Source organism: Nocardiopsis salina YIM 90010 (assembly GCF_000341025.1).
Lineage (GTDB): Bacteria > Actinomycetota > Actinomycetes > Streptosporangiales > Streptosporangiaceae > Nocardiopsis > Nocardiopsis salina.
This window is the reverse complement of the sequence record NZ_ANBF01000004.1, coordinates 1-20,876: the sequence shown is the minus strand read 5'-3', so window position 1 is coordinate 20,876 and position 20,876 is coordinate 1. Positions and strand designations below refer to the sequence as shown.

The following is a 20,876-nucleotide window of genomic DNA, read 5'->3' as shown; positions in this document are numbered from 1 at the left end:
AGCGCCAGAAACTAACAAATGACCCGATCGAACAGGAAATCCGCGGCGGGTCGGGCCAGGACCGCACCGCCGGGCCGACCGGGCACAAAACCACTCCAGTGGCGACCACCCGCCCGGGCATCGTTGCCGGTATACACGAAAGCGCCTTCGTCCCCGGCCTGGACCTGGCCCGGGACTTCTACCACCAGGCCCTCGCTCCCCTGCTGCCCCAGGCCCTGCCCCCACACACCTGTTCCACACGCACCCGTACCGGGCGCCGGCCGCCGAGCGCCTGTGTGCGGCGCTGAGGGAAGCGATCACGATGCACAGGTGCGCGCACTGCCGATGGTGGGGGCGATCGACCAGTGGGTGGACAGCACCGATGTGCTGGCCCGCCCCGACCGGGCCCGTGCTGTGGCCGGCGGGCTGACCGGACCGGTGCCCTGAGCCCTGGATCCGTCGCCGGGCCGCATCGCCAGCGCTGCCGGGCAGCTGCACGGCCTCCCGGGGCCGTCCCGGTCGTGCGCGCTGCTCTGCCCTCGCGGAGACCCCTGCTCCATTTCGTTTGTCGTTAACGTTACTTATAAACGTTAAGGGGATTCAGCAAACAAAACCCGGCCGAGCGGCGCCGGATTCTGACCCCCGATAAGTGGGCCTTCCCGGGGGTCAGGCCCCCAGAGGCTCCCGGCAGCCCCGCAGCCACACACGGGGGCGCCAACGTAATCCGCAGCCCCGACCGCGCCCCCGAGAACGAGCCGGGTACAGCCACAGCTGTACCGATGCCTGTACAGGACCGCGGACCTGTGCCATGCTCAGAATTGGGCAACCGACCAAGACAGTTGCCCAAGAAAACCGGAGCCGAGCCCATGAGCACATCCAAGAGCCACCAGGTCCGCCACGACCTCCTCGAAACCGCACGCACCCTGATCGCCGAACGCGGCTGGACCGCCGTGAGCACCCGCACCCTCGCCCACCGCGCCGGCGTGAACCCCGGCCTGGTCCACTACCACTTCCCCTCGCTGCGCGCCCTGCTCAACGAAGCCGCCCTGACCGGCATCGCCCAGGTCATCGACCAGACCCTGACCCACCTGCCCCGCACCGACCCCCGCCAGGGCCTGGACCAACTCCTGGGCAAACTCGACGCCTACCCCCCCGACGACCCCGCCACCGTCCTGTTCACCGAGGCCTACCTGGCCGCCACCCGCGACACCGAACTACGCCGAGGCATCACCGACCTCCTCCAACGCCTGCGCACCCACCTGACCACCTGGCTCGACGACGGCCACATCGCCGACCCCGCCAACACCGCCCACGTGCTCGCCGCCACCGCCGACGGCCTCATGCTCCACCGCTCCCTGGACCCACACCTGAGCGCGGACCAGGTCGCCCCCGTCCTGCGCCGACTCCTGAACCCACCACCCGCCAAGGAGCAACGATGACAACCCCGCCCGGCACCGCCGTCGTCGTGGGCGCCGGCATCGCCGGCCTGGCCACCGCCCAACGCCTGGCCCACCACCGCTGGCGCGTCCACGTCCTCGAACAGGCCCCCGGCCCGCGCCCGCAGGGCTACATGATCGACTTCTTCGGCCCCGGCCACGAAGCCGCCCAGGCCATGGGGGTCCTGCCCCGCATCCGGGAGCTGGGCCGCGCCTTCGCCCGCGCCGACCTGGTCGACGCCCGCGGGCGCACCCGGGCCTGCCTGCGCTTCGACCGCTTCGCCCGCTCCCTGGGCGATTCGGTGGTCTCCCTCATGCGCCCGGACCTGGAACGGGCTCTGCGCGAGTTCCTGCCCGAGAACGTGCAGGTGCGCTACGGATGCGCCCCCAGCGCCATCACCGAGGAACCCCACGGGATACGCCTGCACCTGCCCCAGGGCCAGACCCTGCACGCCGACCTGCTCGTGGGCGCCGACGGCATCCACTCCACCGTGCGCCGCCTGCTCTTCGGCCCCCAGGACCGCTACCTGCACCCCCTGGGCTTCCACACCGGCGCCTACACCTTCACCGACCCCCGCATCCACGCCCTGACCCGGGGCCGCTTCTGCCTGACCGACACCCTGGGCGCCCAGATGGGCCTGTACGCCCTGGACGCCGACCGCGTGGCCGCCTTCACCGTGCACCGCACCGACCGCACCGACCTGCCCGCAGACCCCCGCGCACAGCTGCAGCGCACCTACGCCGACCTGGGCTGGGTCGTGCCCCGGGCCCTGCAACTGTGCCCACCGCCCGAGCACGTCTACTACGACCTGGTCGCCCAGATCAGGATGGCCTCCTGGAGCCGCGGACACACCGTCCTGGTCGGAGACGCCTGCCAGGCCGTCTCACTACTGGCCGGGCAGGGCGCGTCCCTGGCCGTGGGCGGCGCCTACGTCCTGGGTGAGGAACTGGCCCGCGCCCACTCCGTGCCCCAGGCCCTGCACAACTACGAGCAGCGCTGGCGCCCGGTGGTCGCCGAACGCCAACGCGCAGCCCGCACCGGAACCGGCTGGTTCCTGCCCACCACACCGGCACGGCTGCGGATGCGGCGCCTGGCCCTGAGGCTCTCGGCGCTGCCCGGGGTGGACCGGATGGTGGCCACCTCCGTCTCGGGCCGGCCCACCCGCGCCATCCAGGACCTGGCCCCCGACCTGCCCTCCTGAACCACGTCCGCCCCAGCGCCGGACCTACCCTGCCTACCGCAACAACGTCGTAGGGGCCCGGCCCCGATCCCGTCCTTCAGGCCAAAAACCGGCGCGCACCGCGCAACTCGGTGCCCAGGACCCCGCGAGTGGCGGCACAGTCCAGATACACCCGCAACGCCCCGGGCGGACCGGTCCGCGCCCGCAGCCCGGCCGGCAGCGCGTCCGGATCCAACCCGTCACGGCGGGCGATGAGCACACCCAGCTCGTGGCGGCTGACCGCGTCCTCGCCGACCACGTGGAACATCCCGCCCCGTTCCTGCTGTGCCAGCTCGAGCAGGGCTCGGGCCAGGTCGGACACGTGCACCGGGCAGCGCACGTCGTCGGTGAAGAGCACCCCGTCCTGCTCGCCCGAGGCCAGAGCGTGCACGCGCCGCTCGTGCACGGAGGCGCCCTGGCCCACGATCAACGAGGTGCGCACCAGGGCCGCCTGCGGGTGCAGGGCCCGCACCGCGGTCTCTGCTGCAGCCTTGGCCGCCCCGTAAGGGGTGATGGGATCGGGCAGGGCGTCCTCGTCGTAGTGGTCGGCCCGCCCGGAGAAGACCGCGTCGCTGGAGACGTGCACCAGGTGTGCACCGTGCTCGGCCGCGCCGGCCGCCACGTGGGCCGCTCCGTCGGCAGTGGCGGACCACTCGCTCTGCCGGTAGGCGGCGTTGACCACCACCTGCGGTCGTTCTGCGGCCACCAATTCCCGGACCCGGGAGCGCTCGCGCACGTCCAGGCGCACCCACGAGGCCGCTGAGGACGTGCCCGGCCTGCGCAGGTAGGTGCCCACCACCCGGTGCCCCGCCAGGTGGGCCCGGCGGGCGACCTCACCGCCCAGGAACCCGCTCGCTCCCACGACCAGAACTCGCACCGGGGCCTCCTTCCCGTCTCGGTTCCGGGGCACCACGCCCCATCACGCGTCCGGGACCAGGATGCCGCGTACGGGGTGCCGGTGTCTGCCACTCCGGCATGCGTGATGGGCCGCGGCCCGGGTGAGCCGTCCCCCTGTCGCTCGCCCGGCCACCGGGATACTCATGAATATGACTGTTAATCAATCTGATCAACAAGAGCCCGCGGACACCCCCGACGCTTCCGCGCCTCCTGGCCCCCGACAACCGCTTGCTGAACCCGGTCACCTTCACCCCCTTCGAGGGCAAGGACATGGTCCTGGGCCTGTTCGAGGTCCTGCTACGCACCCTCGAGGACTTCCACTGCATCGGCGAGCACACCGGGCAGGTCCGCACCAGCGACGGCCTCACCACCGACTCGCACGAGCTGCTCTTCCAGGCCCGCGTCGGCGACAAGAAGATGCACTGCATCGACCTGCTGCACCTGGACGAACACGGCCTGGTCACGGAGACGACCGTCATGGTGCGCCCCCGCTCGGCGCGTGCACGCCCCGAGCGAGGCGGCCCTGACCGGCCTGGTCGCCGACCGGACCTGCCCTCACCTGACCGGCATCAGCAACGGGCGCTTGGCTCTGCGCCCGTCCCCCGACGATGGCCCGCACGCCCGCCGCATCACCCACGGGCCAACGAAGCGCGCGGCCCAACGCACCTCGGCCGCCACCGCCTGCCACCCGGCCCTGCCGACCGGGGCCGGTCCGGGCAACGGGCGGGTCCAGGAGTCGTCACTACCGGGCAGCCCCCAGACCTGGGCCAGGGCCGCGGCCATCCGCGCGTGCCCCTCGGGACCGGCGTGCAGACGGTCCTCGCTCCACAAACGGGCATCGCCCACCACCGGGTGGCCCTCCATCTCGGCCAACAGCACACCCTGGCGCCGGGCCGCACGGCGCAGGAGCGCATTGAGTTCCCGAACCCGCCCCGAGACCGGCCGGGCGACCGGTACCAGCGGCGCCGGATCGGGGAAGGTCATCGACTCCACATGTGCGGCCACCTGCGCAGCCTCGAAGCGGGGCCGCAGCAGGTCGTCGACCCCGCCGGCCACGACGGTGGCCACGTCCGGTTCCAACTCCAGAGCCGGGGCCAGCTGTTCGTGGTGGACCTGGTGTGCGCGCCGGCCCCGCACGGCGAGGTTGGCATGGAACAACGACGGGTGATGCCCGGCCGCCAGCACGGCGAACCGGTCGGCGAACCCGCGCCATCCGGTGAATTCGTGCCCGCCCCCACCCCTTCGGTCTGGCTGTCGCCCAGGGCCACATAACGCAGAGACGTGTGCTCAGCCATCACGGCACTCCTCCTGCCGGGCGCGCAGCACGCCCATCACCCGCTCACACCATTGCTGGTTGCCCTGTTCGAAGGCGCGCCCGCGCAGGCAGGTCAGATAGGGCCCGACCCGTTCGGCCCGAGCCAGGTGTTCCTCTTGTTGGGGCGGCCTCGCTGGACGATCTCGCGCCCGATGACCAGCCCTTGGCCCTCCAAGCGCTTGAGCTCGGCGTAGAGCTGTTGGGGGTGCGCGTGCCAGAAATTGGCCACCCCGCGTCGAAGGCCTTGGCCAGCTGGTATCCGCTGAGTTCGCCTTCCAGCAGGGCGGCCAGGACCGCGTGCCCGAGCGCCATCGTGCCCCTTTGCCCTCACCCGTGTGCGTGCCTGCGGCGCGGACACCGGAGGCACCAGCCATCGAACAGACTAGTCACGGATATGAGTACAAGGAAGGGGATCGGCCCAGTCCCGATCGCACCCCGGATGCGCGAACAGGGGCCCGGCCCCGGATCGCCGAGCACCTCCGCAGACCGACCTGCCCAGAGCCCCACCACCCGAACCCGGCCTACGATGCCCCCATGCCCCTGCCCTCCCACGAGGCCGCCACCGGCGCCGCCTACGACCACCAGGCCCAGCGCTACACCGACTTCGCCACGCACCACCACACCACCCACCCCCTGCACCGGGCCCTGATCCCGGCCTTCACCGACCTGGCCGACCCAGCACGCCCGGTCGCCGACCTGGGCTGCGGCCCCGGGCACGTGTGCGCAGACCTGCACACCCGCGGACTGCGGGTCCTGGGCCTGGATGTGTCCGCGCGCCTGCTCGCCCACGCCCGCCACACCCACCCCGGCCCGGCGTTCGTGCGCGCGAGCATGCGCCACCTGCCCCTGGCCCCGTCCACCCTGGGCGGCATCCTGGCCCACTACTCACTCATCCACACCCCGCCCGACCAGGTGCCCGAGACCTTCACCGAATGGGCCCGGGTCCTGGCCCCGGGCGGACCCGTGCTGGTCTCCTTCCAGTCCCAGGAACCCGGCACGCACACCGAACCCTTCGACCACGCCGTCGCCCCCGCCCACCGCCACAGCCCCGAGCACCTGGTCCGCGCAGCCGGCGCCGCAGGCCTGTCCGAGGCCGCACGCCTGCTCGTGCACCCATCCCAGGACCTGCGCCGCGGGTGGGCGCAGATGCACCTGCTGCTGCAACTCACCACGGTGAGCGGGCGCAGCCCGAACCGCTCCGTGCCCGCGCCCTCCCCTTCTTTCTTGACCTGAAGCGCGCTTGCTCACCGACCAGGCCCGCGCCCGCGCCGCCGAACTGGGTGTGGCCGACCGGCTCACCTTCGTGCACGGCGACACCGCCGGACACGTGGCCGACGAACCGGTCGATGTCGCCGCCTGCCTGGGCACCACCTGGATCAACGACGGGGTGGCCGGAACCGCACAACTGCTCGGGCCCAGCCTGCGCCCGAGCGGGCAGACACTGATCGGCGAACCGTGCCCGGACTCTCAGGTCGGTGCCGTGCAGCCGGCGTTCGATACTCACCACCCGGTCGCCGTCGCGATGCACGGCCAGGATGGGGTCCGAGTAGGAACGGAACGGTGAGTCCCGACAACTGTCACATCTGTTGACACTCGGTGGAATGGTCAAGTCGGTGGGGTAGGTAAGGGGGCGGATCTGGCGGGGGCAATGGGCTGGTCGGCGGGTAGGTAGAGGTCATGAGCAGGCACACCGAGATGGACAAGGACGCTGCCGCTCGCATCCAGTCCGCCGCGGCCAGGGAACCCGACAGCTCCTCGGCTCGCTCCGGGTTCGATGCCCGAGCCCAGTCGGCGGCCGACCGCCGACAGCACGAGCAGGGCGAGGACGACCACGAGGAGGCGCCGCCCCGCCGAGCCGCTGACTGCTGAATCCGCGCCTTCTGCTGCTACGCGCCGGTGTTCGTGGACTGGAGTTCGGCGTCGAGCCAGGTAATGAAGGAGAGCACGGAACCGCCGAAGTGCTCGCGTACCCGGGCCTGGATGGCGCGCAGCTCGTGGCCGGGGACGAAGTCGTGCGTGGTGCTCTGGTCGCACCCGCAGGCGCAGTCCCGGGTACGGAACTGCGCCTCCTCGGGCAGATCGCCGTAGGCGATGCTGTTGCGGGAGTCGTTGGCGAGCGGGTCGGGCTGGTTGATGTAGCGGTCGTACATCGGGTGCCCTGGACCGAGGAGATCCCCTTCGAGGGCCTTCTTCGGTCCGAGGCCGGTCATGTGGGCGGTCACGTCCGTGATCCCGGCGACAGCGCGAACGAGGTCCTGCCCCACGATGACCGCGAATCGTTCACGGCTCACCACTTTCAGGTTCAGCCGCCACAGCCCCCGGCCGGCCTCCCACGCCTCGGTCTCGGTCATGCGCGGGAAGTAACCGATCGCGTCGCGCCCGAGCGCATCGTCGGTCTGCCGCTCGTAGTCACCGAGCCTGATCCGGATCGCCATACCGCCTCTTAACTCTTGCATCCTGCTGCGAGCTACAACGGTTGTAACTATGCCGTGGCACCCATGCAAAGTAAAGATGCTTTCAGGAATCGACGGCAGGTAGACATTTCCGTCGCGTGGGGATGCCTTCAACAAACGATCGTTTTCTGAAGCCTGCGGCGGACGGGCGCCGAATGCCCCCACGGCCTTCAAAAACCCCTTCAGAAACCGAGGGGGTTCAACAACCTCCCCGGGCCGTTTTCTGAAAGGATCGCGGGCATGGACACCTCTCCGGACCTGTTCGCGGCCGAACCGGTCGTACTCACCGAGATCCGTATCGGCTACGCCCGTGTCTCCACCGGATCGCAGAAGCTCGACCGCCAGATGGACGCGCTCACTGCGGCCGGGTGTCGCCGGATCTTCGCCGACAAGAAGTCAGGGCGCACCGACGAGCGCCCCGAGCTGAAGGCGTGCCACGCCTTCCTCAACCCCGGTGACACCCTCGTCGTCCCTTCGCTGGACCGCTACGGCCGCTCCCTCCAGGACCTGGTGACCATGGTCGCCGAGCTGCGCACCCGCGAGATTGGGTTCACCTCCCTGCACGAGCGGCTCGACACCACCACCCCGGGCGGGCGGCTGGTCTTCCACGTCTTCGCCGCGCTGGCGGAGTTCATCCGCGAGCTGATCGTGGCCGGGACCCGCGAGGGTCTGGCCGCCGCACGGGCCCGGGGCCGGGTGGGTGGCCGACCGAGTGTGGTCGATGCCGACCTGATCCGCGCGGCCCGCGACATGCTGCCCAACCCCGAGTACTCGGTGACCTCCATCGCCCGCCTGCTCGGCGTCAGCCCGGGGACGCTGTACAACCACATCCCCGACCTGAAGGAACTGCGCGCCCAGAGCGCTCTGCGTACGGGTGGGAGCTGAAGCGGGGGTGCGCATCGCCGCCCTTCGGGCGGTTCATGTCCCGGGCGGGGGCGCCTGGCAGCGGGGCGTGGTGCCGATCAGGGCCGGCTGCGGGTCAGGCACCAGGCCGTCTCGGTGACGGCGGCCACGGCCAGGCCGAAGGCGAGGTGGGCGGCGAACCCGCGGGCATGGGTGATGAGCGGATAGTCGCGGTTGGGCGCGGAGAAGCCCAGTAGCGGGGTGAGCCCCTCGTCCACGATCAGTGACATGGCCGCACCCGAGGCCAGCCCGGCGCTGACCGGTCCGATCGGGGTGGTGCGGCGGATCAGGGCGTAGACGGGCGCCCAGGAGACGGCGAGCCCGTAGTGGAAGGCCATCCCCGCCCGCTCCTGCGCCTGGCCCTCCAAGTGGATACCGAACAGGGCCAGGGTCTTGTCGGCGGCGATGCCGAACGGCGGGCCGGGCCGCACCTCGTCCTCGCGCTGGCGGTCGGCGTCGCTCTCCCACTCGTACAGCTTCATGCTGACCGGTTCCATCACCTTGGTGGCCAGGTAGCCGGCCACCGGCGCGATGGCCAGGTCCTTGGCCAGCTCCGTGATGGGCTTCTTCATCGCTGTTCCTCCTGTTCCTGCTGCCGGATCGGACCGGGGAGTTCAAGGAGAGGGGTAGGCAGGGCCCGGCGGACGTGTGTTGCCGGGCCCGGGCCGGGTGTCAGCAGCAGCACCCGTCCTGGTCGGGGTCCTTCAAGGTGGTGGTGAACCGGAGGCCGAGCGCGAGGGCCTGCTCCACGGGTACGGCGGTGGCCTCGGGGTGCTCGGCCAACCAGGGGTGTCGGTAAGGAGCGCGTCACCAAGTGCCAAGTAACCCGCGAGTAACTTAGTCGACGCTTGCGGCGGATGCCCGTACTTCTGGAAATCAGCGTTCCCTGAAGTAGCCTGAGGACATGATTTCTGGAAACACACCTCCTGTCGGAGGACAGCCCCCGGTTTCCACTTCTGGAAACACACGCACCGGCCGGCCGAGCCGAACCCTCGACCTGCCCGACGACCTGGCGGATGAACACCGCGCCTTCGGCGAGAAGCTGGCCGCCTCCACCGATTTGGGGACGGCCACCCGCGACAAGTACCGGCGCAACGCCGCCCACTTCCTGGCCTGGCTCGCCCAGGCGCGCGAGGCCGGCGCCCTGGACGGCGACCCGCTGTGCGATGCGGCCGCGCGGGACTGGGCGGTGCGCGACTACCGCCGCACGTTGAAGAACACCCGCACCGCCCGGGGAACCCACCTGTCGGCGGCCACCATCAACAACCGCCTCGCCGCCATCGACGCCTTCTTCGCCCTGCGCGGCTCGGGACGGCCCGACGTGGTCCGCGAGCACCTGGCCCGCCCCAGCGCTCCACGCGCGCTCGAGGCCCGCGCCAAGCTGAGGTTCCTGCGCACCGTGGCCCGCGACGCCTCCGCCCGGGACCGGGTGATCTGCCACCTGGCCTACTACACGGGGTTGCGCATCGCCGAGATCGTCGCCCTGGACGCGGCCGACATCCGCCTGTCCGCGCGCCGGGGCAGCGTGCGGGTGCGCGGCAAGGGACGGTTGGGCGGCAAGGACCGCACCGTCCCGCTGCACGCCGAGGCCCGCGCCTCCCTCGAACTCCTCCTGGACGAGCTCGGCCGCCCTGCTGCCGGTCCGCTGGTGCGCAACCGCGACGGCCAGGCGCTGTCGACGCGGGCGGCGAACGCGGTGGTGTGCGAGTTGGGGTCAGCGGCCGGAATCGGACCGGGCGACGACGGGGAGGCGTTCGGCCCACACGTGCTACGGCACACCTTCGGCACCGACCTGGTGCGCGGCTGCGGCGACCTGGCGAAGGAGCCGGTGGACCTGGTGACCGTGGCCGAGTTGATGGGGCACGCCGACATCAACACCACCCGCCGCTACGCTCTGCCCACCGAGGCCGACAAGGCCGCCGCCCTGGAGGTGCTCACCGTCGACCGGTGAGGCCCGCAGCGCCGCACGATGCCTCATGCGTGCCCTAGGACAGCAGGAAGGCGCCGACGACCACCAGGGTGGCGGCGCTGATGGCCACGACGAGGACCAGCGCGATCGTGCCGGTGCGCTCTTCTTCGGGGGTGGGGTCCTGGTCGCTCGGGGTGCAGCAGCCGCTCATCGGGGTCCCTTCGTGGTGGTGTGGTCGGTGAGGCGGCCGATCCCGGGCAGGAAACGGCCGGTGCGCGCGGCGTAACCGGAGTAGGCGGCGCCGTGGATGCGCCGCAGGTAGGGTTCCTCGATCGCCCTGACCTGCATTTGAACGCCGATGAGGACGGCGGCTGCGCCGAGTACGGCGATGGGGTTGGGGACCGTCAGGGCCAGGCCCAGCGACATCGCGGTGTAGGCGGTGTAGATGGGGTTGCGGGCGATGCGGAACGGGCCGCCGGTCACCAGGTGCGGGCGTTCGGTCTCATCGGGTGTGGTTCGCCAGGCCTGGCCCATGGCGAGCTGGGTGGCGAAGGTCCCCGCCACGCCCAGGGCGGCCAGGGCCGCGCCGGCGGTGCGCAGGGCGGGCTGGTCGAGGCCGGGCAGCGGCGTGAGGCCGGCCAGTTCGGCGATGGGTGCGGCGACGCCGGTGGCCAGGCTGCCCAGTGCGAGCGGGAGTCGGGCGGCCCAGGCCAGCGGGCTGGCCGGGCGTCGGATCCCGGTGTCGGTGCCGTGGCGTCGTTGGAGTTGCGTCTTGGTCGCGGTCAGGACGATGAAGACGCCGTAGAGCACCAGTGCGGTGATGGCCATCGTGCTCACCTGCCCTTTTGGGTGCGGGTGGCGACGCCGAGGAGGTAGTCGCTACCGATGCGGGTGCGCCAGTTCTCGCCGATGTGCAGGCCGTGGCGGGGCAGCTCGGCGAGGAACTCGCCCGCGCTGAACCGGTCGGCGGTGGGGTGGTCGAACAGGGCCTTGTAGGTGGGGCGGGCCAGGGCGGTGGCGGTGACCTCGTCGAAGAAGAACCGGCCACCCGGTGTGAGAACGCGGGCGACCTCGGCCAGGGCCTCTCTCCAGTTCGGGATGTGGTGGATGATCGCGAAGTCGAACACCGCGTCGTAGGAGGCGTCCTTTCCGCCGTCGATGGGGCCGAAGGCGGCGGCCAGGTCGGTGGCCGAGCCGCGCGCGAGGTAGACGCGCTCGCCGTGGCGCTGAAGGCGGCGCCGTGCTTTGGCCAGCATTTTGGGGTCCAGGTCCACGGCGTCCACGGACGCGGCGCCGAAGGTGTCCAGGATGAGTTTGGTGCCGTATCCGGGTCCGCATCCCAGCTCGGCGGTGTGGGCGCCTGGCGTGCGCCCGCCCAGTTCGACCAGCACTGCGGCCTCGTAGTGCTGCAACCAGCGCCGGGGCGGTGAGTCGATCAGCGCCGACTCCACGCGGTTCATGAGCATGCCCACACCTTTCAACATCGCCAACATGGGATATGATCGCTATATGACGATGAATAGCACGGATGAGTGCGTAGCCACAACTACGGGCTTGGGCGCTGCCGAGGCGCTCTTCCACAGCCTCTCCGACGGCACCCGGCTGGCCATCGTGCGCCGCCTGGCCCAAGGTGAGGCGCGGGTGTCCGACCTGGTGGAACAGTTGGGACTGGCCCAGTCCACGATCTCCAAGCACGTGGCATGCCTGCGCGACTGCAACCTGGTCGACGGGCGTCCCGAGGGACGGCAGGTGTTCTACTCCCTGACCCGCCCCGAGCTGCTGGACCTGCTGGCCTCGGCCGAGATCCTGCTGGCCGCGACCGGCAGCGCGGTCGCACTGTGCCCCAACTACGGAACCGACAGCACGACGATGACGGAGGTGCGCGGTGAGTGACGCGTGCGGATGCGGTGGCGACGAGCCCCGCGCAGGGGAAGCAGCCGAAGAGCACGAACCGGAGGCGTTGTGGCAGGTGAGCGAGATCCGCTTCGCCGCCGTCGCCGCGGCGCTGCTGCTGGCCGGGTACGGCGCGGGCTGGGTCGGCGCCGGCGACCTGGTGGGGTTGGTTCTCAAGGCCGCCGCGCTGGCGGTCGCGGGGTGGACGTTCGTCCCCTCCACCGTGCGCCGCCTGGCTAAGGGCAGGATCGGCGTGGGCACGCTGATGACCATCGCCGCCGTTGGCGCCGTGCTGTTGGGTGAGGTGGGCGAGGCCGCGATGCTGGCGGTGCTCTACACCATCGCCGAAGGGCTGGAGGAGTACTCCGTGGCCCGCACCCGCCGCGGCCTACGCGCCCTGCTGGACCTGGTCCCCGACCAGGCCAGAGTGCTGCGCGACGGAACCGAGCGCACCGTCGACCCGGCCGAGCTGGTCGTGGGCGACACGCTGGTGGTGCGCCCCGGGGAGCGCCTGGCCACCGACGGCCGTATCGCCTCCGGGCACACCAGCCTGGACACCTCGGCCATCACCGGCGAGTCCGTCCCCGTCGAGGCCGGACCCGGGAACGAGGTGTTCGCCGGCTCCATCAACGGCACCGGCGTCCTGGAGGTGACCGTCACCTCCACCGCGGCCGACAACTCCCTGGCCCGCATCGTCTCCATCGTGGAGGCCGAGCAGTCCCGCAAGGGCGCCGGACAGCGCCTGGCCGACAAGATCGCCAAACCGCTGGTGCCCGGGGTGATGATCGCCGCCGCCCTCATCGCCGCCCTCGGGGCGCTCTTCGGTGACCCGCTGATGTGGATCGAACGCGCCCTGGTCGTGCTGGTGGCCGCCTCCCCCTGCGCGCTGGCCATCTCCGTCCCGGTCACCGTGGTCGCCGCGATCGGCGCCGCCTCCAAGCACGGCACCCTGGTCAAGGGCGGCGCCGCCCTCGAAGCCATGGGCCGGGTCAAGACCGTCGCGTTGGACAAGACCGGCACCCTGACCCGCAACCGCCCGGCCGTCATCGAACCCGCCCCGGCGCCCGGCCACACCGCAGAGCAGGTACTGGCGGTGGCCGCCGCGCTGGAGGAGCGCAGCGAACACCCCCTCGCCCGCGCCATCCTGGCCGCCGCCCCCGCACCCCAGCGGGCCGAGCACGTGGAGGCGGTCACCGGAGCCGGGCTCACCGGAACCCTGAACGGCCGCAGTGTCCGGTTGGGCCGACCGGGCTGGATCGAGGCCGACCCACTGGCCGGGGACGTGAAGCGGATGCAGCACGCCGGGGCCACCGCCGTCCTGGTCGAGGACGACGGCGCGCTGCTGGGCGCCATCGCGGTGCGCGACGAGCTGCGCCCCGAGGCGGGCGAGGTCGTGGCCTCCCTGCGCGGTGCGGGCTACCGGGTGGTGATGCTCACCGGCGACAACCACGCCACCGCCACCACCCTGGCCGCCCAGGCGGGCATCGATCCGGGTGACGTGCACGCCGAGCTGCGCCCCGAGGACAAGTCCCGCATCGTCGGCCAGCTACGCGAACACGGCCCGGTGGCGATGGTCGGCGACGGCGTCAACGACGCACCCGCCCTGGCCACCGCCGACCTCGGGATCGCCATGGGCGCCATGGGCACCGACGTGGCCATCGAGACCGCCGACGTCGCTTTGATGGGCGAGGACCTGCGCCACCTGCCCCAGGTCCTGGGCCACGCCCGCCGCTCTCGGGTCATCATGTGGCAGAGCGTGGGACTGTCGCTGGCCATCATCATCGGCCTGATGCCCCTGGCCCTGTTCGGCATCCTGGGCCTGGCCGCGGTCGTGCTGGTGCACGAGGTGGCCGAGGTCGTGGTCATCGGCAACGGCATCCGCGCCGGACGCACCCGCCGCCTGGGACTGGCTCCCGGTGGTCCCGCCACCGCCGCACCACGCGAGCGTGCGGGGGCGACGGCGTGAGGCCGACGACACCGACTGCGGCCGGCACGCTCCCCCGTTGGGGCGTGCTGGCCGCCGCCCTCACACTCACAGCCGCCGACCTGGCCCTGAAGGCCCTAGCCGAAGACCGGCTGACCGGCGGGCCCGGACCACAACTCCTGGGGCTGCTGGAGTTGCGCCTGACCTACAACCCCGGCGTCGCTTTCAGCCTGGGCGCGAGCATGCCCACATGGGTCATCGTGGCCCTCACCGGGCTCATCACCGCCGCCGTGGCCGCCTACGCCTGGCGCACCGCCCCTACCACCCCGCTCGCGGGCCGCGTCGGTCTGGCCGGGATGTTGGGCGGTGCGCTGGCCAACCTCATCGATCGCGGCCTGGACGGTGTGGTCACCGACTACCTGCACAGCGGCTGGTGGCCCACCTTCAACCTCGCCGACGCCTTCATCGTCGCAGGGGCGGTACTGCTCGTGCTCACGTCCGCCCGCCAGGGCGCACCGGCACCGCCCGGTAAGGACTCCGACCCGTGGACCTGATCATCATCGCCCAGGCGGCCGGCCTGTTCGCCCTCACCAACATCGACGACATCGTGGTGCTCGCGCTGTTCTTCGCCCAAGGCGCCGGGCACCGCGGGGCCACCGCCAAGATCGTGGCCGGGCAGTACCTGGGCTTCATCGCGATCTTGGCCGCCGCGCTGGCCGCCACCTTCGGCGCGAGTTTCCTGCCCGAGGAGGTGCGCGCCTACTTCGGGCTGCTGCCGCTGCTGCTGGGCCTGCGCGCGGCCTGGAACCTGTGGCGCGGCGATGACGACGATGAGGCCCCCGACAGCGACAACGGCCCGGCCCTGCTCACCGTCGCCACCGTCACCTTCGCCAACGGCGGCGACAACATCGGCGTTTACGTCCCCGTCTTCGTCACCGTCGGCTACGCCAGTCTGGCCGTCTACGCGACGGTCTTTCTGATCCTGGTCGGTGTGCTGTGCGCGGCCGGCAAGTTCCTGGCCACCCGCGCTCCCATCGCCCGCGCGCTCAGCCGCTGGGGTCACATCCTGCTGCCTCTGGTCCTCATTGTCCTGGGTGTGGTCATCCTCATCGAGGGCGGCGCCTTCGGACTGTAGGCACACCCACCGGTTCCCGCACCCGGTCCGGACACCGTCTCGGTCTCATCCACCCAGGGCCAGGCGGTTGCCCATGTTCAGACGGATGTCGCCATAGGGGCTCATGTTCGAGGAGAACAGCGGGGTGAGCCCGCGCCGGTCCTCGGCCGTCAGCGTGTTCTCCCACTCGGGTTCGGCCAGCACCTGCTGGAGCATCAGCGTGTTCACATACACCAGGCACGCCTGGAGGATGTGCAGGGCGAGCATGGTCAACTCCTGCTCCTCGCGGCGGTTGGAGGACAGCTCCCCCGTCTTGCCGTAGAGGATCTCGCCGTGGATGCCGTGGGAGTTCTCCACCACGTTCAGCCCCGACCCCACCTCGTACTGCAAATCGCGATCGCGCAGGTAGCGCGCCGCAAACGCGGTCTTCTCGGCCCGGCCCACCTCCAGCATCGCCGCGTAGGTGGGGTGGGAGGCGGCCCGGGTGAAGCGGCGCAGGATCGCCTCGGTGGAGGCGGTGCCCAGCCGGATCGCGGTGGCGTACTTGATCATCTGGTCGTACTGCTGGGCGATCAGGTCCCAGCGGATCGGCCGGGTCATCGCAGGCCGCAACAGCGGGTAGGTTTCCAGGTCGCCGCGGTCGGGCTGGTAGAGCTTGACCCGGTTGATCTGCTTGATGCGCGGCAACAGCTTGAACCCCAGCAACCGCGTGATACCGAACCCGATCTCGGACTGGCCGTGGGAGTCGACGTAGTTGGCCTCCACGTTCATCGAGGTGCCGTGCCGCATCGCCCCCTCCACCATGGCGTGCACCTCCGAGGCCGAACACGACAGCAACTGGGAGTGCACGGCCATCGACCGCTCCTCGATGTGCCAGTAGATGAGCACACCCCGGCCCCCGTACCGCGAGTGCCACTCGGTGAACAGGTTCTGGTCGAACGCCTTCACATGCGTGGAGTCCGACCCCACCNCCGCGGTCGCCCCCTGCCCCCAGAGCGCTTCGGAGCGGATGGCGAAGGTCGCGTTGGCGATCGCGCGGGCGGCGCCCCGGGCCCCCTCGATGGTGAAGTAGCGGCGCCGGATGTAGCGCAGGTCGTCCTCGGAGTAGGCGTGCTCGCCCGCAGCCGCCCGACGCAGCCCGGTGTTGGTGCCATAGGCGTAGATCACCAGGATCAGCCGCTCCCACAGCTCCTCGGTGGTGATGGCCTCGCGGGTGCCGACCCCGGTGAAGGCCTCCAGCATCCCGGTGCGCAGCGCGGTCTCCTTGAGCATGTCCAGCAAAGGGACCACACCCCACTTGGCGCGCACCGCCTTCTTCAACCTGCGCAGGTTGCGCGGCTCAGCACGCGCCTCCAACGGCGTCAGGCTGATCGCCCCCGCCTTGCGCTCGGCGACCTCCACCCACCCCAGGCGGGGCAGCGCGTCGTTGAGGTGGGCCAGCTCGGTCACCATGTCGCCGCGCAGGCGCGCGATGAACTCATCCGGATCCAGGGGCTGGTTCAACTTCCGGTAGTTCTCCACGCGCTTGTCCGCGAAGTCGGCGGGCAGGTCCTCATCCGGATTGCGCCACCGGTCCGCGCCCACCACCCAGATCTCCTTGCAGCGCAACTGCTCGCGCAGGCTCTGGAACACCCCGCACTCATAGACGGTGCGCAGCACCCGCACCCGGCCGCGCTGGTCGGTGCGGTGCAGCAGCTCGCGCAGCTCGAAGGGGATCACCCCGTCGACGGGGACGTGCTCACCGGCGTCGTAGTAGGGGCGGTTGTTGGCCACCTCCCGGTAGCGGCAGATCAGCTCCAGGGCCTTGACCAGCGGGCGGTGCACGTCGTTGGAGGAGTGGAACTCCAGCACGTCCAGCAGTTGGAGCAGCCCCACGCGGTAGTGGTTGGAGTAGGAGGACTTGAACACCCGCTGCTTGTGCTGGCGGTAGCTGGTGCCCTTGGACCGGAACTCGGCCAGCAGGTCCTTCAGCGTCTGCTCACCGCCGGCGGCCGGGTAGACCACCTCGCGCACCAGCGACTCCGGCGAGCCCACGGACGCCTCGGCGATCCGGAAGAGGATGTCCTCCTTGCCCGAGACCCGCTTGAGGTCGCGAACGAACTCGGCGGTCACGACCTTCTCCGCGCGGGCGTTGATCTTGTGCACGGTCGAGATCACCAGATCGACCAGGGTGTCGGTGATCTCCCGCTCACGTGAGAACAGCAGCGCTCCCAGCAGGCACACCTTGATCTGGTGCGGGTGGCCGCGCAGGTGCGAGGGAGCCTCGGCCGCGGCCCGGTCCCGCCACGCGGCCACCATCGTGGCCGGGAGGCGCGCGAAGGCCCGGTGCGGCACCCCGACAGCGCGCACCGCTTCCAGCTTCGTCTTCTCCGCGATCAGCGTCTTGAGGCTGACATTGCCCGGGGCGTCCTTGATCCGCGCATACACCTCGGGGCCCTCCCCTGCCGCCGGCGCCTCGTCGGGGTCGTCGCTGGCCTGACCGATCAGCGTGAGCATCCGCTCCACGACCTCGGCGGGCACCTCGCCCACCGCGCGGGCCATCATCTGATCCTCGGCCTGGCTCAGCGCCGAGCGCACGATCCGCTCGATGCGGGTCTTCTCCGGCGGCTCGATCAGCTCCTCTTTGCAGTGCTCCAGCAGGCGCTGGCGTACCCGGTCGGGGTTGCGCTCCTGGTCGCACACGTTCTCGGCCAACCACAGCGTGACCTTCTCGGCGTCGGGAACCGAGCACTCGCCGAAGCCGGTGAACTCGCGGATCTCGGTGCGGTTCCGCTTGGCCGAACGCCCCTGCCAGTCGTAGAAGGCGATCTCGGAAGGCTCGACCTTGACCTGCCTGGCCACGTGGACGACGGCGTTGTCGGGCACCTCACCGCGGCCGCGCGGGAACCGGCCGCGCCAGAGCAGGAAACGCAGGGTCAGCGCGAACCCGAGCCGGGTCGCCCCGGACTTGTTCCGCAGCAGCCTCAACTCGTCGGCGGTGAGGGTGAAGGCGTCGAGGAGTTCGTCCAGGTCCAGATCACGCGCCACCCGACCGTCCCCTGCCCGCTCGTGTCCCTGGCCGAGCGGTACGCCCGGCTATCCACGATCTTCCGGGGCGCTGGGGCTGGTTGTCCGGAGAACCCGTAAGTTACTCGCGGGTTACTTGGCACCTGGTGACACGCTCCTTACCGACACCCCAACCACGGCCTGGTGGCCTCGATGGAGGCGAAGAAGTGGACCTGGTCGCAGAAGGAGGAGCGCACGAAGGTCACGTCGTCGGGGACCAGGAGGGAGACCACCGCGGTGGCGGGCTCCACGCGGGTGATCCTGTCCGGTTCCACGGTCAGCTGTACCAGGGTGCCGGTGGCGTGGCAGGGGGAGGCCACGTGGGCGGTGCGGCCCAGGACGGCCGGGAACATCAGGGTGTCCAAAGCGCACCAGGTGTACAGATGCCGTCCGTCGACCTCGAAGCGGTGCGGAGTGGGGTTGAGAGTGAGGCCGCTGCCGACGATGCGGCCGGCGTCGTCGTACTCGGTGTCGGGCAGCGTGGCCAGCGCCTCACGCACCTCCTCTCTGGAGGCGTCGGTGGCGGCGGAGAGCTGGCCGGTGGTGACGGGTCGGCCCTGGCTGAGGAGCCGGAGCAGGGTAGACCACAGCCAGGGGCGGGCCCGTGCGTGGTCGGCGGTGCTGAAGGCGGTGGTGAGGCGGTCGGCGATCTGGTCGGACGTGGTGTCCATGACGGGGTGCCTTTCGTGGCCGCGCGTCAGGAGGCGCAGCAGGAGAGCAGGGCGACGTCGCGGGTGAAGGTCTGGGCGGCCAGCTTCAACCCCTCGGCCATGGTCAGGTACGGGCACCACGTGTTGGCCATCTGCTCCACCGTCATCCCCGCCTGCACGGCGTAGACCGCCGCGGCGATCACATCGCCCGCTCCTTCGGCCACCGCGGTCACGCCCACCACACGGCCGGTGTCGCGCTCGGCCACGATCTTGACCAGGCCGCGGGTGTCGCGGTTGACGATCGCGCGGGGGACGTTCTCCAGGGGCAGGACCCGGCACTCGCAGTCCAGGCCCGCCTGCTCGGTCTGGGCGTCGGTCAGCCCGACACCGGCGATGGCCGGGCCGGTGAAGGTCACCCGCGGCAGATGACGGTAGTCCAGGACGCGGTCGGCGCCGTCCAGGGCGTTGTCGGCCACCACCGCCCCGTGCGCTCCGGCGACGTAGACGAACTGCGGGTGCCCGGTCACGTCCCCCGCCGCCCAGATGCGGGAATTGCCGGTGCGCAGGTACGCGTCGACCACGACCTCACCCCGCTCACCCACTTGGACCCCGACCTCCTCCAGCCCCAGGCCGCCGGTAACGGGGCGGCGGCCGGTGGCGATGAGCACCTCGCCGAACTCCGACTCCTGGCCGTCGATGGTCGCGATGACGCGGTCGCCGGTGCGGCGGATGGCGCTCACGGTGGCGCCGGTGCGCACGGTGATGCCCTCGTCGGCGAAGATGCCGGCGATGGCCTCACCGGCCTCGGGCTCCTCGCCTGGGGCCAGGCGCTCCATCATCTCCACCACGCTCACCTTGACTCCCAGGCGGGCGAAGAGCTGGGCCTGTTCCAGGCCGATGTAGTTGCCGCCCACCACCAGCAGCGAGGACGGCAGTGCCTCCAGTTCCATGGCGGTGGTGGAGGTCAGGTATCCCGCCTCTTCCAGGCCCTGGATCGGGGGTGCCCAGGGGGCCGAGCCGGTGGCGATGACGTAGTGGGCGGCCTCCACCCGCTGTGTTCCGCCGCCGGCCAGCTCCACTTCCAGTGCCGGGCCCTGGGTGAAGCGGGCGTGGCCGGCCACGATCTCCCAGCCGTACTCGGCGGCCAGGCCGGTGTACTTGTCGGCGCGCATGCCCTCCACCAGGGCGCGCTTGCCGCCGATCAGCTCGGCGAAGTCCACCTCCTCGGCGCTGGTACGGATGCCGGGGAACCGGCCTGAGGACAGGGCGACGTGGCGCGCCTCGGCGGCGGCCAGCAGTGCCTTGGAGGGCACGCACCCGGTGTTGACACAGGTCCCGCCGACAGTGCCGTGCTCGACCATCACCACCGAGCGGTCCTTGCGCCGCGCGGCGATCGCGGTCGCGAACGCCGCCCCGCCCGAACCGATGACCGCCAGATCAAAAGCCATGACCATGCCTCCCTGTACGTCGGCTACCCAGCCGACCTCGTCTTATTCGCTTTGACGGATGTATTCTGCCAGCATAGTATCCGCCCAAGCGAATAGATCAAACGATGTGGAGGGACGTGTCCCCCGTGGACGACACCACGACCCCGACCCAGGCACCGACCACACCACAGGCGCTCTTCCCCGACCCGGGCACGGGTGTGGAGGTGGTCGCGAAGTTCTTCCGAGCCCTGGGCGACCCCACCCGGCTGCGACTGCTGGAGTTCCTGCTGCACGACGAGCACACCGTCACCGAGTGCGTGGCCCACGTGGGCCTGTCCCAGGGCCGGGTCTCCGCCCACCTGGGATGCCTGGCCGACTGCGCATACGTGTCCGTCCGACGCCAGGGCCGCCGCGCCTACTACCGGGTCGCCGACCCCCGGGTGGCCGACCTGGTAGTACTCGCGCGCGCCCTGGCCGCCGACAACCGCACCGCCCTGGCGTGCTGCGAACGCATAGACGCCCACCACCACTAGCAAGGAGGCCGACCATGCGCTCCTACCTGGGAGTGATCGGCGCCGTCGCGGCCATGGCCCTGTGCTGCGCCGCTCCCGTGCTGATCGCCGCCGGAGGGCTCGGGCTGCTCGGCGCCGCGGCGGCCAACCCCTACCTCATCGGCGCCGCCCTGCTCACCCTTGCTGCTGGGGGCTGGTT

At 71.0% G+C, this 20,876-nt stretch carries 25 protein-coding genes and 1 pseudogene; 13 read left to right on the top strand and 13 right to left on the bottom strand.

What is annotated here, in order from left to right; genetic code table 11:
• Nucleotides 1-98 precede the first annotated feature (98 nt).
• The 3 genes from D474_RS31570 to D474_RS0100475 all read left to right on the top strand — a co-directional run bounded on the left by D474_RS31570 (nt 99) and on the right by D474_RS0100475 (nt 2,617).
• Nucleotides 99-287, top strand: a complete 189-nt coding sequence (locus D474_RS31570) for a hypothetical protein (RefSeq protein WP_152476536.1) — start codon at nt 99-101, stop codon at nt 285-287.
• A gap of 558 nt (nt 288-845) precedes the next feature.
• Nucleotides 846-1,418 carry a TetR/AcrR family transcriptional regulator gene (locus D474_RS0100480; RefSeq protein ID WP_017611638.1) on the top strand — a complete coding sequence of 191 codons (573 nt, stop codon included), beginning with the start codon at nt 846-848 and terminating at the stop codon, nt 1,416-1,418.
• Nucleotides 1,415-2,617 carry an FAD-dependent monooxygenase gene (locus D474_RS0100475; protein WP_017611637.1) on the top strand — a complete coding sequence of 401 codons (1,203 nt, stop codon included), beginning with the start codon at nt 1,415-1,417 and terminating at the stop codon, nt 2,615-2,617. Before D474_RS0100480 ends, D474_RS0100475 begins: the two co-directional genes overlap by 4 nt.
• Nucleotides 2,618-2,693: 76 nt before the next feature.
• On the opposite strand, the gene D474_RS0100470 is transcribed toward D474_RS0100475, so the two are convergent.
• The 5 genes from D474_RS0100470 to D474_RS34005 form a co-directional block, all read right to left on the bottom strand.
• Nucleotides 2,694-3,512 carry an SDR family oxidoreductase gene (locus tag D474_RS0100470; RefSeq protein WP_017611636.1) on the bottom strand — a complete coding sequence of 273 codons (819 nt, stop codon included), beginning with the start codon at nt 3,510-3,512 and terminating at the stop codon, nt 2,694-2,696.
• Nucleotides 3,513-3,829: 317 nt separating this feature from the next.
• Entirely contained in the window at nt 3,830-3,985 is a 156-nt protein-coding gene (locus D474_RS32105) for a hypothetical protein (RefSeq protein WP_017611635.1), read from the bottom strand.
• A gap of 102 nt (nt 3,986-4,087) precedes the next feature.
• Nucleotides 4,088-4,717, bottom strand: coding sequence for a GDSL-type esterase/lipase family protein (locus tag D474_RS27175; RefSeq protein ID WP_017611634.1), 630 nt, complete (start codon nt 4,715-4,717; stop codon nt 4,088-4,090).
• A gap of 102 nt (nt 4,718-4,819) precedes the next feature.
• Nucleotides 4,820-4,915: a hypothetical protein gene (locus tag D474_RS34010; RefSeq protein WP_338045260.1), complete on the bottom strand. Its 96-nt coding sequence runs from the start codon at nt 4,913-4,915 to the stop codon at nt 4,820-4,822.
• Nucleotides 4,916-4,920: 5 nt separating this feature from the next.
• A complete protein-coding gene (locus D474_RS34005; protein ID WP_017611633.1) occupies nt 4,921-5,076 on the bottom strand; it encodes a hypothetical protein in 156 nt (51 codons plus the stop codon).
• Nucleotides 5,077-5,381: 305 nt separating this feature from the next.
• Between D474_RS34005 and D474_RS0100450 the strand changes: the two genes are divergently transcribed.
• From D474_RS0100450 to D474_RS32500, 3 genes are all read left to right on the top strand, one after another.
• The gene (locus tag D474_RS0100450; protein ID WP_017611632.1) at nt 5,382-6,080 is read left to right on the top strand and encodes a class I SAM-dependent methyltransferase; all 699 of its coding nucleotides are present in this window, start codon (nt 5,382-5,384) and stop codon (nt 6,078-6,080) included.
• Nucleotides 6,081-6,087: 7 nt separating this feature from the next.
• Nucleotides 6,088-6,411: a hypothetical protein gene (locus tag D474_RS32910; RefSeq protein WP_017611631.1), complete on the top strand. Its 324-nt coding sequence runs from the start codon at nt 6,088-6,090 to the stop codon at nt 6,409-6,411.
• Nucleotides 6,412-6,524: 113 nt separating this feature from the next.
• A complete protein-coding gene (locus D474_RS32500) occupies nt 6,525-6,716 on the top strand; it encodes a hypothetical protein (RefSeq protein WP_017611630.1) in 192 nt (63 codons plus the stop codon).
• A gap of 17 nt (nt 6,717-6,733) precedes the next feature.
• Here the strand turns inward: D474_RS32500 and D474_RS0100435 are convergent, their stop codons facing one another.
• Entirely contained in the window at nt 6,734-7,282 is a 549-nt protein-coding gene (locus D474_RS0100435; protein ID WP_017611629.1) for a hypothetical protein, read from the bottom strand.
• A 258-nt stretch (nt 7,283-7,540) separates the two neighbouring features.
• On the opposite strand from D474_RS0100435, the gene D474_RS0100430 reads away from it, so the two are divergent.
• Nucleotides 7,541-8,185 carry a recombinase family protein gene (locus tag D474_RS0100430; RefSeq protein ID WP_017611628.1) on the top strand — a complete coding sequence of 215 codons (645 nt, stop codon included), beginning with the start codon at nt 7,541-7,543 and terminating at the stop codon, nt 8,183-8,185.
• Between the two features lie 77 nt (nt 8,186-8,262).
• Here the strand turns inward: D474_RS0100430 and D474_RS0100425 are convergent, their stop codons facing one another.
• Nucleotides 8,263-8,775 carry a hypothetical protein gene (locus D474_RS0100425; RefSeq protein ID WP_017611627.1) on the bottom strand — a complete coding sequence of 171 codons (513 nt, stop codon included), beginning with the start codon at nt 8,773-8,775 and terminating at the stop codon, nt 8,263-8,265.
• A gap of 332 nt (nt 8,776-9,107) precedes the next feature.
• Here D474_RS0100425 and D474_RS0100415 point away from each other — a divergent pair, with 332 nt between their 5' ends.
• Entirely contained in the window at nt 9,108-10,154 is a 1,047-nt protein-coding gene (locus D474_RS0100415; protein WP_017611625.1) for a tyrosine-type recombinase/integrase, read from the top strand.
• Between the two features lie 34 nt (nt 10,155-10,188).
• Here the strand turns inward: D474_RS0100415 and D474_RS33785 are convergent, their stop codons facing one another.
• The 3 genes from D474_RS33785 to D474_RS0100400 are packed head-to-tail and all read right to left on the bottom strand — an operon-like array spanning nt 10,189 to nt 11,578.
• Nucleotides 10,189-10,323 (bottom strand): hypothetical protein, encoded by a 135-nt coding sequence (locus D474_RS33785; protein WP_017611624.1) that lies wholly within the window; start codon nt 10,321-10,323, stop codon nt 10,189-10,191.
• Nucleotides 10,320-10,940, bottom strand: a complete 621-nt coding sequence (locus tag D474_RS0100405) for a methyltransferase family protein (RefSeq protein WP_017611623.1) — start codon at nt 10,938-10,940, stop codon at nt 10,320-10,322. The genes D474_RS33785 and D474_RS0100405 overlap by 4 nt, the downstream gene beginning before the upstream one ends.
• 5 nt (nt 10,941-10,945) lie before the next feature.
• On the bottom strand, nt 10,946-11,578 hold the full coding sequence (locus D474_RS0100400) for a class I SAM-dependent methyltransferase (RefSeq protein WP_017611622.1): 633 nt from the start codon (nt 11,576-11,578) through the stop codon (nt 10,946-10,948).
• 43 nt (nt 11,579-11,621) lie between these two features.
• Between D474_RS0100400 and D474_RS0100395 the strand changes: the two genes are divergently transcribed.
• From D474_RS0100395 to D474_RS0100380, 4 genes are read left to right on the top strand one after another with little or no spacing between them, the layout of a single operon-like run.
• The gene (locus D474_RS0100395) at nt 11,622-12,005 is read left to right on the top strand and encodes an ArsR/SmtB family transcription factor (RefSeq protein ID WP_026118041.1); all 384 of its coding nucleotides are present in this window, start codon (nt 11,622-11,624) and stop codon (nt 12,003-12,005) included.
• Entirely contained in the window at nt 11,998-13,971 is a 1,974-nt protein-coding gene (locus D474_RS0100390; protein ID WP_017611620.1) for a heavy metal translocating P-type ATPase, read from the top strand. Before D474_RS0100395 ends, D474_RS0100390 begins: the two co-directional genes overlap by 8 nt.
• Entirely contained in the window at nt 13,968-14,483 is a 516-nt protein-coding gene (locus D474_RS0100385; RefSeq protein WP_026118040.1) for a signal peptidase II, read from the top strand. Before D474_RS0100390 ends, D474_RS0100385 begins: the two co-directional genes overlap by 4 nt.
• Nucleotides 14,474-15,064 carry a cadmium resistance transporter gene (locus D474_RS0100380; RefSeq protein ID WP_017611618.1) on the top strand — a complete coding sequence of 197 codons (591 nt, stop codon included), beginning with the start codon at nt 14,474-14,476 and terminating at the stop codon, nt 15,062-15,064. The genes D474_RS0100385 and D474_RS0100380 overlap by 10 nt, the downstream gene beginning before the upstream one ends.
• Nucleotides 15,065-15,109: 45 nt before the next feature.
• On the opposite strand, the pseudogene D474_RS0100375 reads toward D474_RS0100380, so the two are convergent.
• From D474_RS0100375 to merA, 3 genes and pseudogenes are all read right to left on the bottom strand, one after another.
• Nucleotides 15,110-18,079, bottom strand: a pseudogene (locus tag D474_RS0100375) (Tn3 family transposase); the annotation flags it as partial.
• A gap of 128 nt (nt 18,080-18,207) precedes the next feature.
• The gene (merB, locus tag D474_RS0100370) at nt 18,208-18,759 is read right to left on the bottom strand and encodes an organomercurial lyase MerB (protein ID WP_017611616.1); all 552 of its coding nucleotides are present in this window, start codon (nt 18,757-18,759) and stop codon (nt 18,208-18,210) included.
• A gap of 26 nt (nt 18,760-18,785) precedes the next feature.
• Entirely contained in the window at nt 18,786-20,186 is a 1,401-nt protein-coding gene (merA, locus tag D474_RS0100365; protein WP_026118039.1) for a mercury(II) reductase, read from the bottom strand.
• Between the two features lie 125 nt (nt 20,187-20,311).
• Between merA and D474_RS0100360 the strand changes: the two genes are divergently transcribed.
• The gene (locus D474_RS0100360) at nt 20,312-20,698 is read left to right on the top strand and encodes an ArsR/SmtB family transcription factor (protein WP_026118038.1); all 387 of its coding nucleotides are present in this window, start codon (nt 20,312-20,314) and stop codon (nt 20,696-20,698) included.
• Nucleotides 20,699-20,876: the final 178 nt, after the last annotated feature.

Coding starts and splice junctions, on each gene's coding strand:
- D474_RS0100400 (WP_017611622.1), bottom strand. CDS start 11,578: ATGCTCATGAACCGCGTGGAGTCGGCGCTGATCGACTCACCGCCCCGG.
- D474_RS0100405 (WP_017611623.1), bottom strand. CDS start 10,940: ATGGCCATCACCGCACTGGTGCTCTACGGCGTCTTCATCGTCCTGACC.
- D474_RS0100435 (WP_017611629.1), bottom strand. CDS start 7,282: ATGGCGATCCGGATCAGGCTCGGTGACTACGAGCGGCAGACCGACGAT.
- D474_RS0100430 (WP_017611628.1), top strand. CDS start 7,541: ATGGACACCTCTCCGGACCTGTTCGCGGCCGAACCGGTCGTACTCACC.
- D474_RS0100425 (WP_017611627.1), bottom strand. CDS start 8,775: ATGAAGAAGCCCATCACGGAGCTGGCCAAGGACCTGGCCATCGCGCCG.
- D474_RS33785 (WP_017611624.1), bottom strand. CDS start 10,323: ATGAGCGGCTGCTGCACCCCGAGCGACCAGGACCCCACCCCCGAAGAA.
- D474_RS0100450 (WP_017611632.1), top strand. CDS start 5,382: ATGCCCCTGCCCTCCCACGAGGCCGCCACCGGCGCCGCCTACGACCAC.
- merA (WP_026118039.1), bottom strand. CDS start 20,186: ATGGCTTTTGATCTGGCGGTCATCGGTTCGGGCGGGGCGGCGTTCGCG.
- D474_RS0100415 (WP_017611625.1), top strand. CDS start 9,108: ATGATTTCTGGAAACACACCTCCTGTCGGAGGACAGCCCCCGGTTTCC.
- merB (WP_017611616.1), bottom strand. CDS start 18,759: ATGGACACCACGTCCGACCAGATCGCCGACCGCCTCACCACCGCCTTC.
- D474_RS0100395 (WP_026118041.1), top strand. CDS start 11,622: ATGACGATGAATAGCACGGATGAGTGCGTAGCCACAACTACGGGCTTG.
- D474_RS32500 (WP_017611630.1), top strand. CDS start 6,525: ATGAGCAGGCACACCGAGATGGACAAGGACGCTGCCGCTCGCATCCAG.
- D474_RS0100480 (WP_017611638.1), top strand. CDS start 846: ATGAGCACATCCAAGAGCCACCAGGTCCGCCACGACCTCCTCGAAACC.
- D474_RS0100475 (WP_017611637.1), top strand. CDS start 1,415: ATGACAACCCCGCCCGGCACCGCCGTCGTCGTGGGCGCCGGCATCGCC.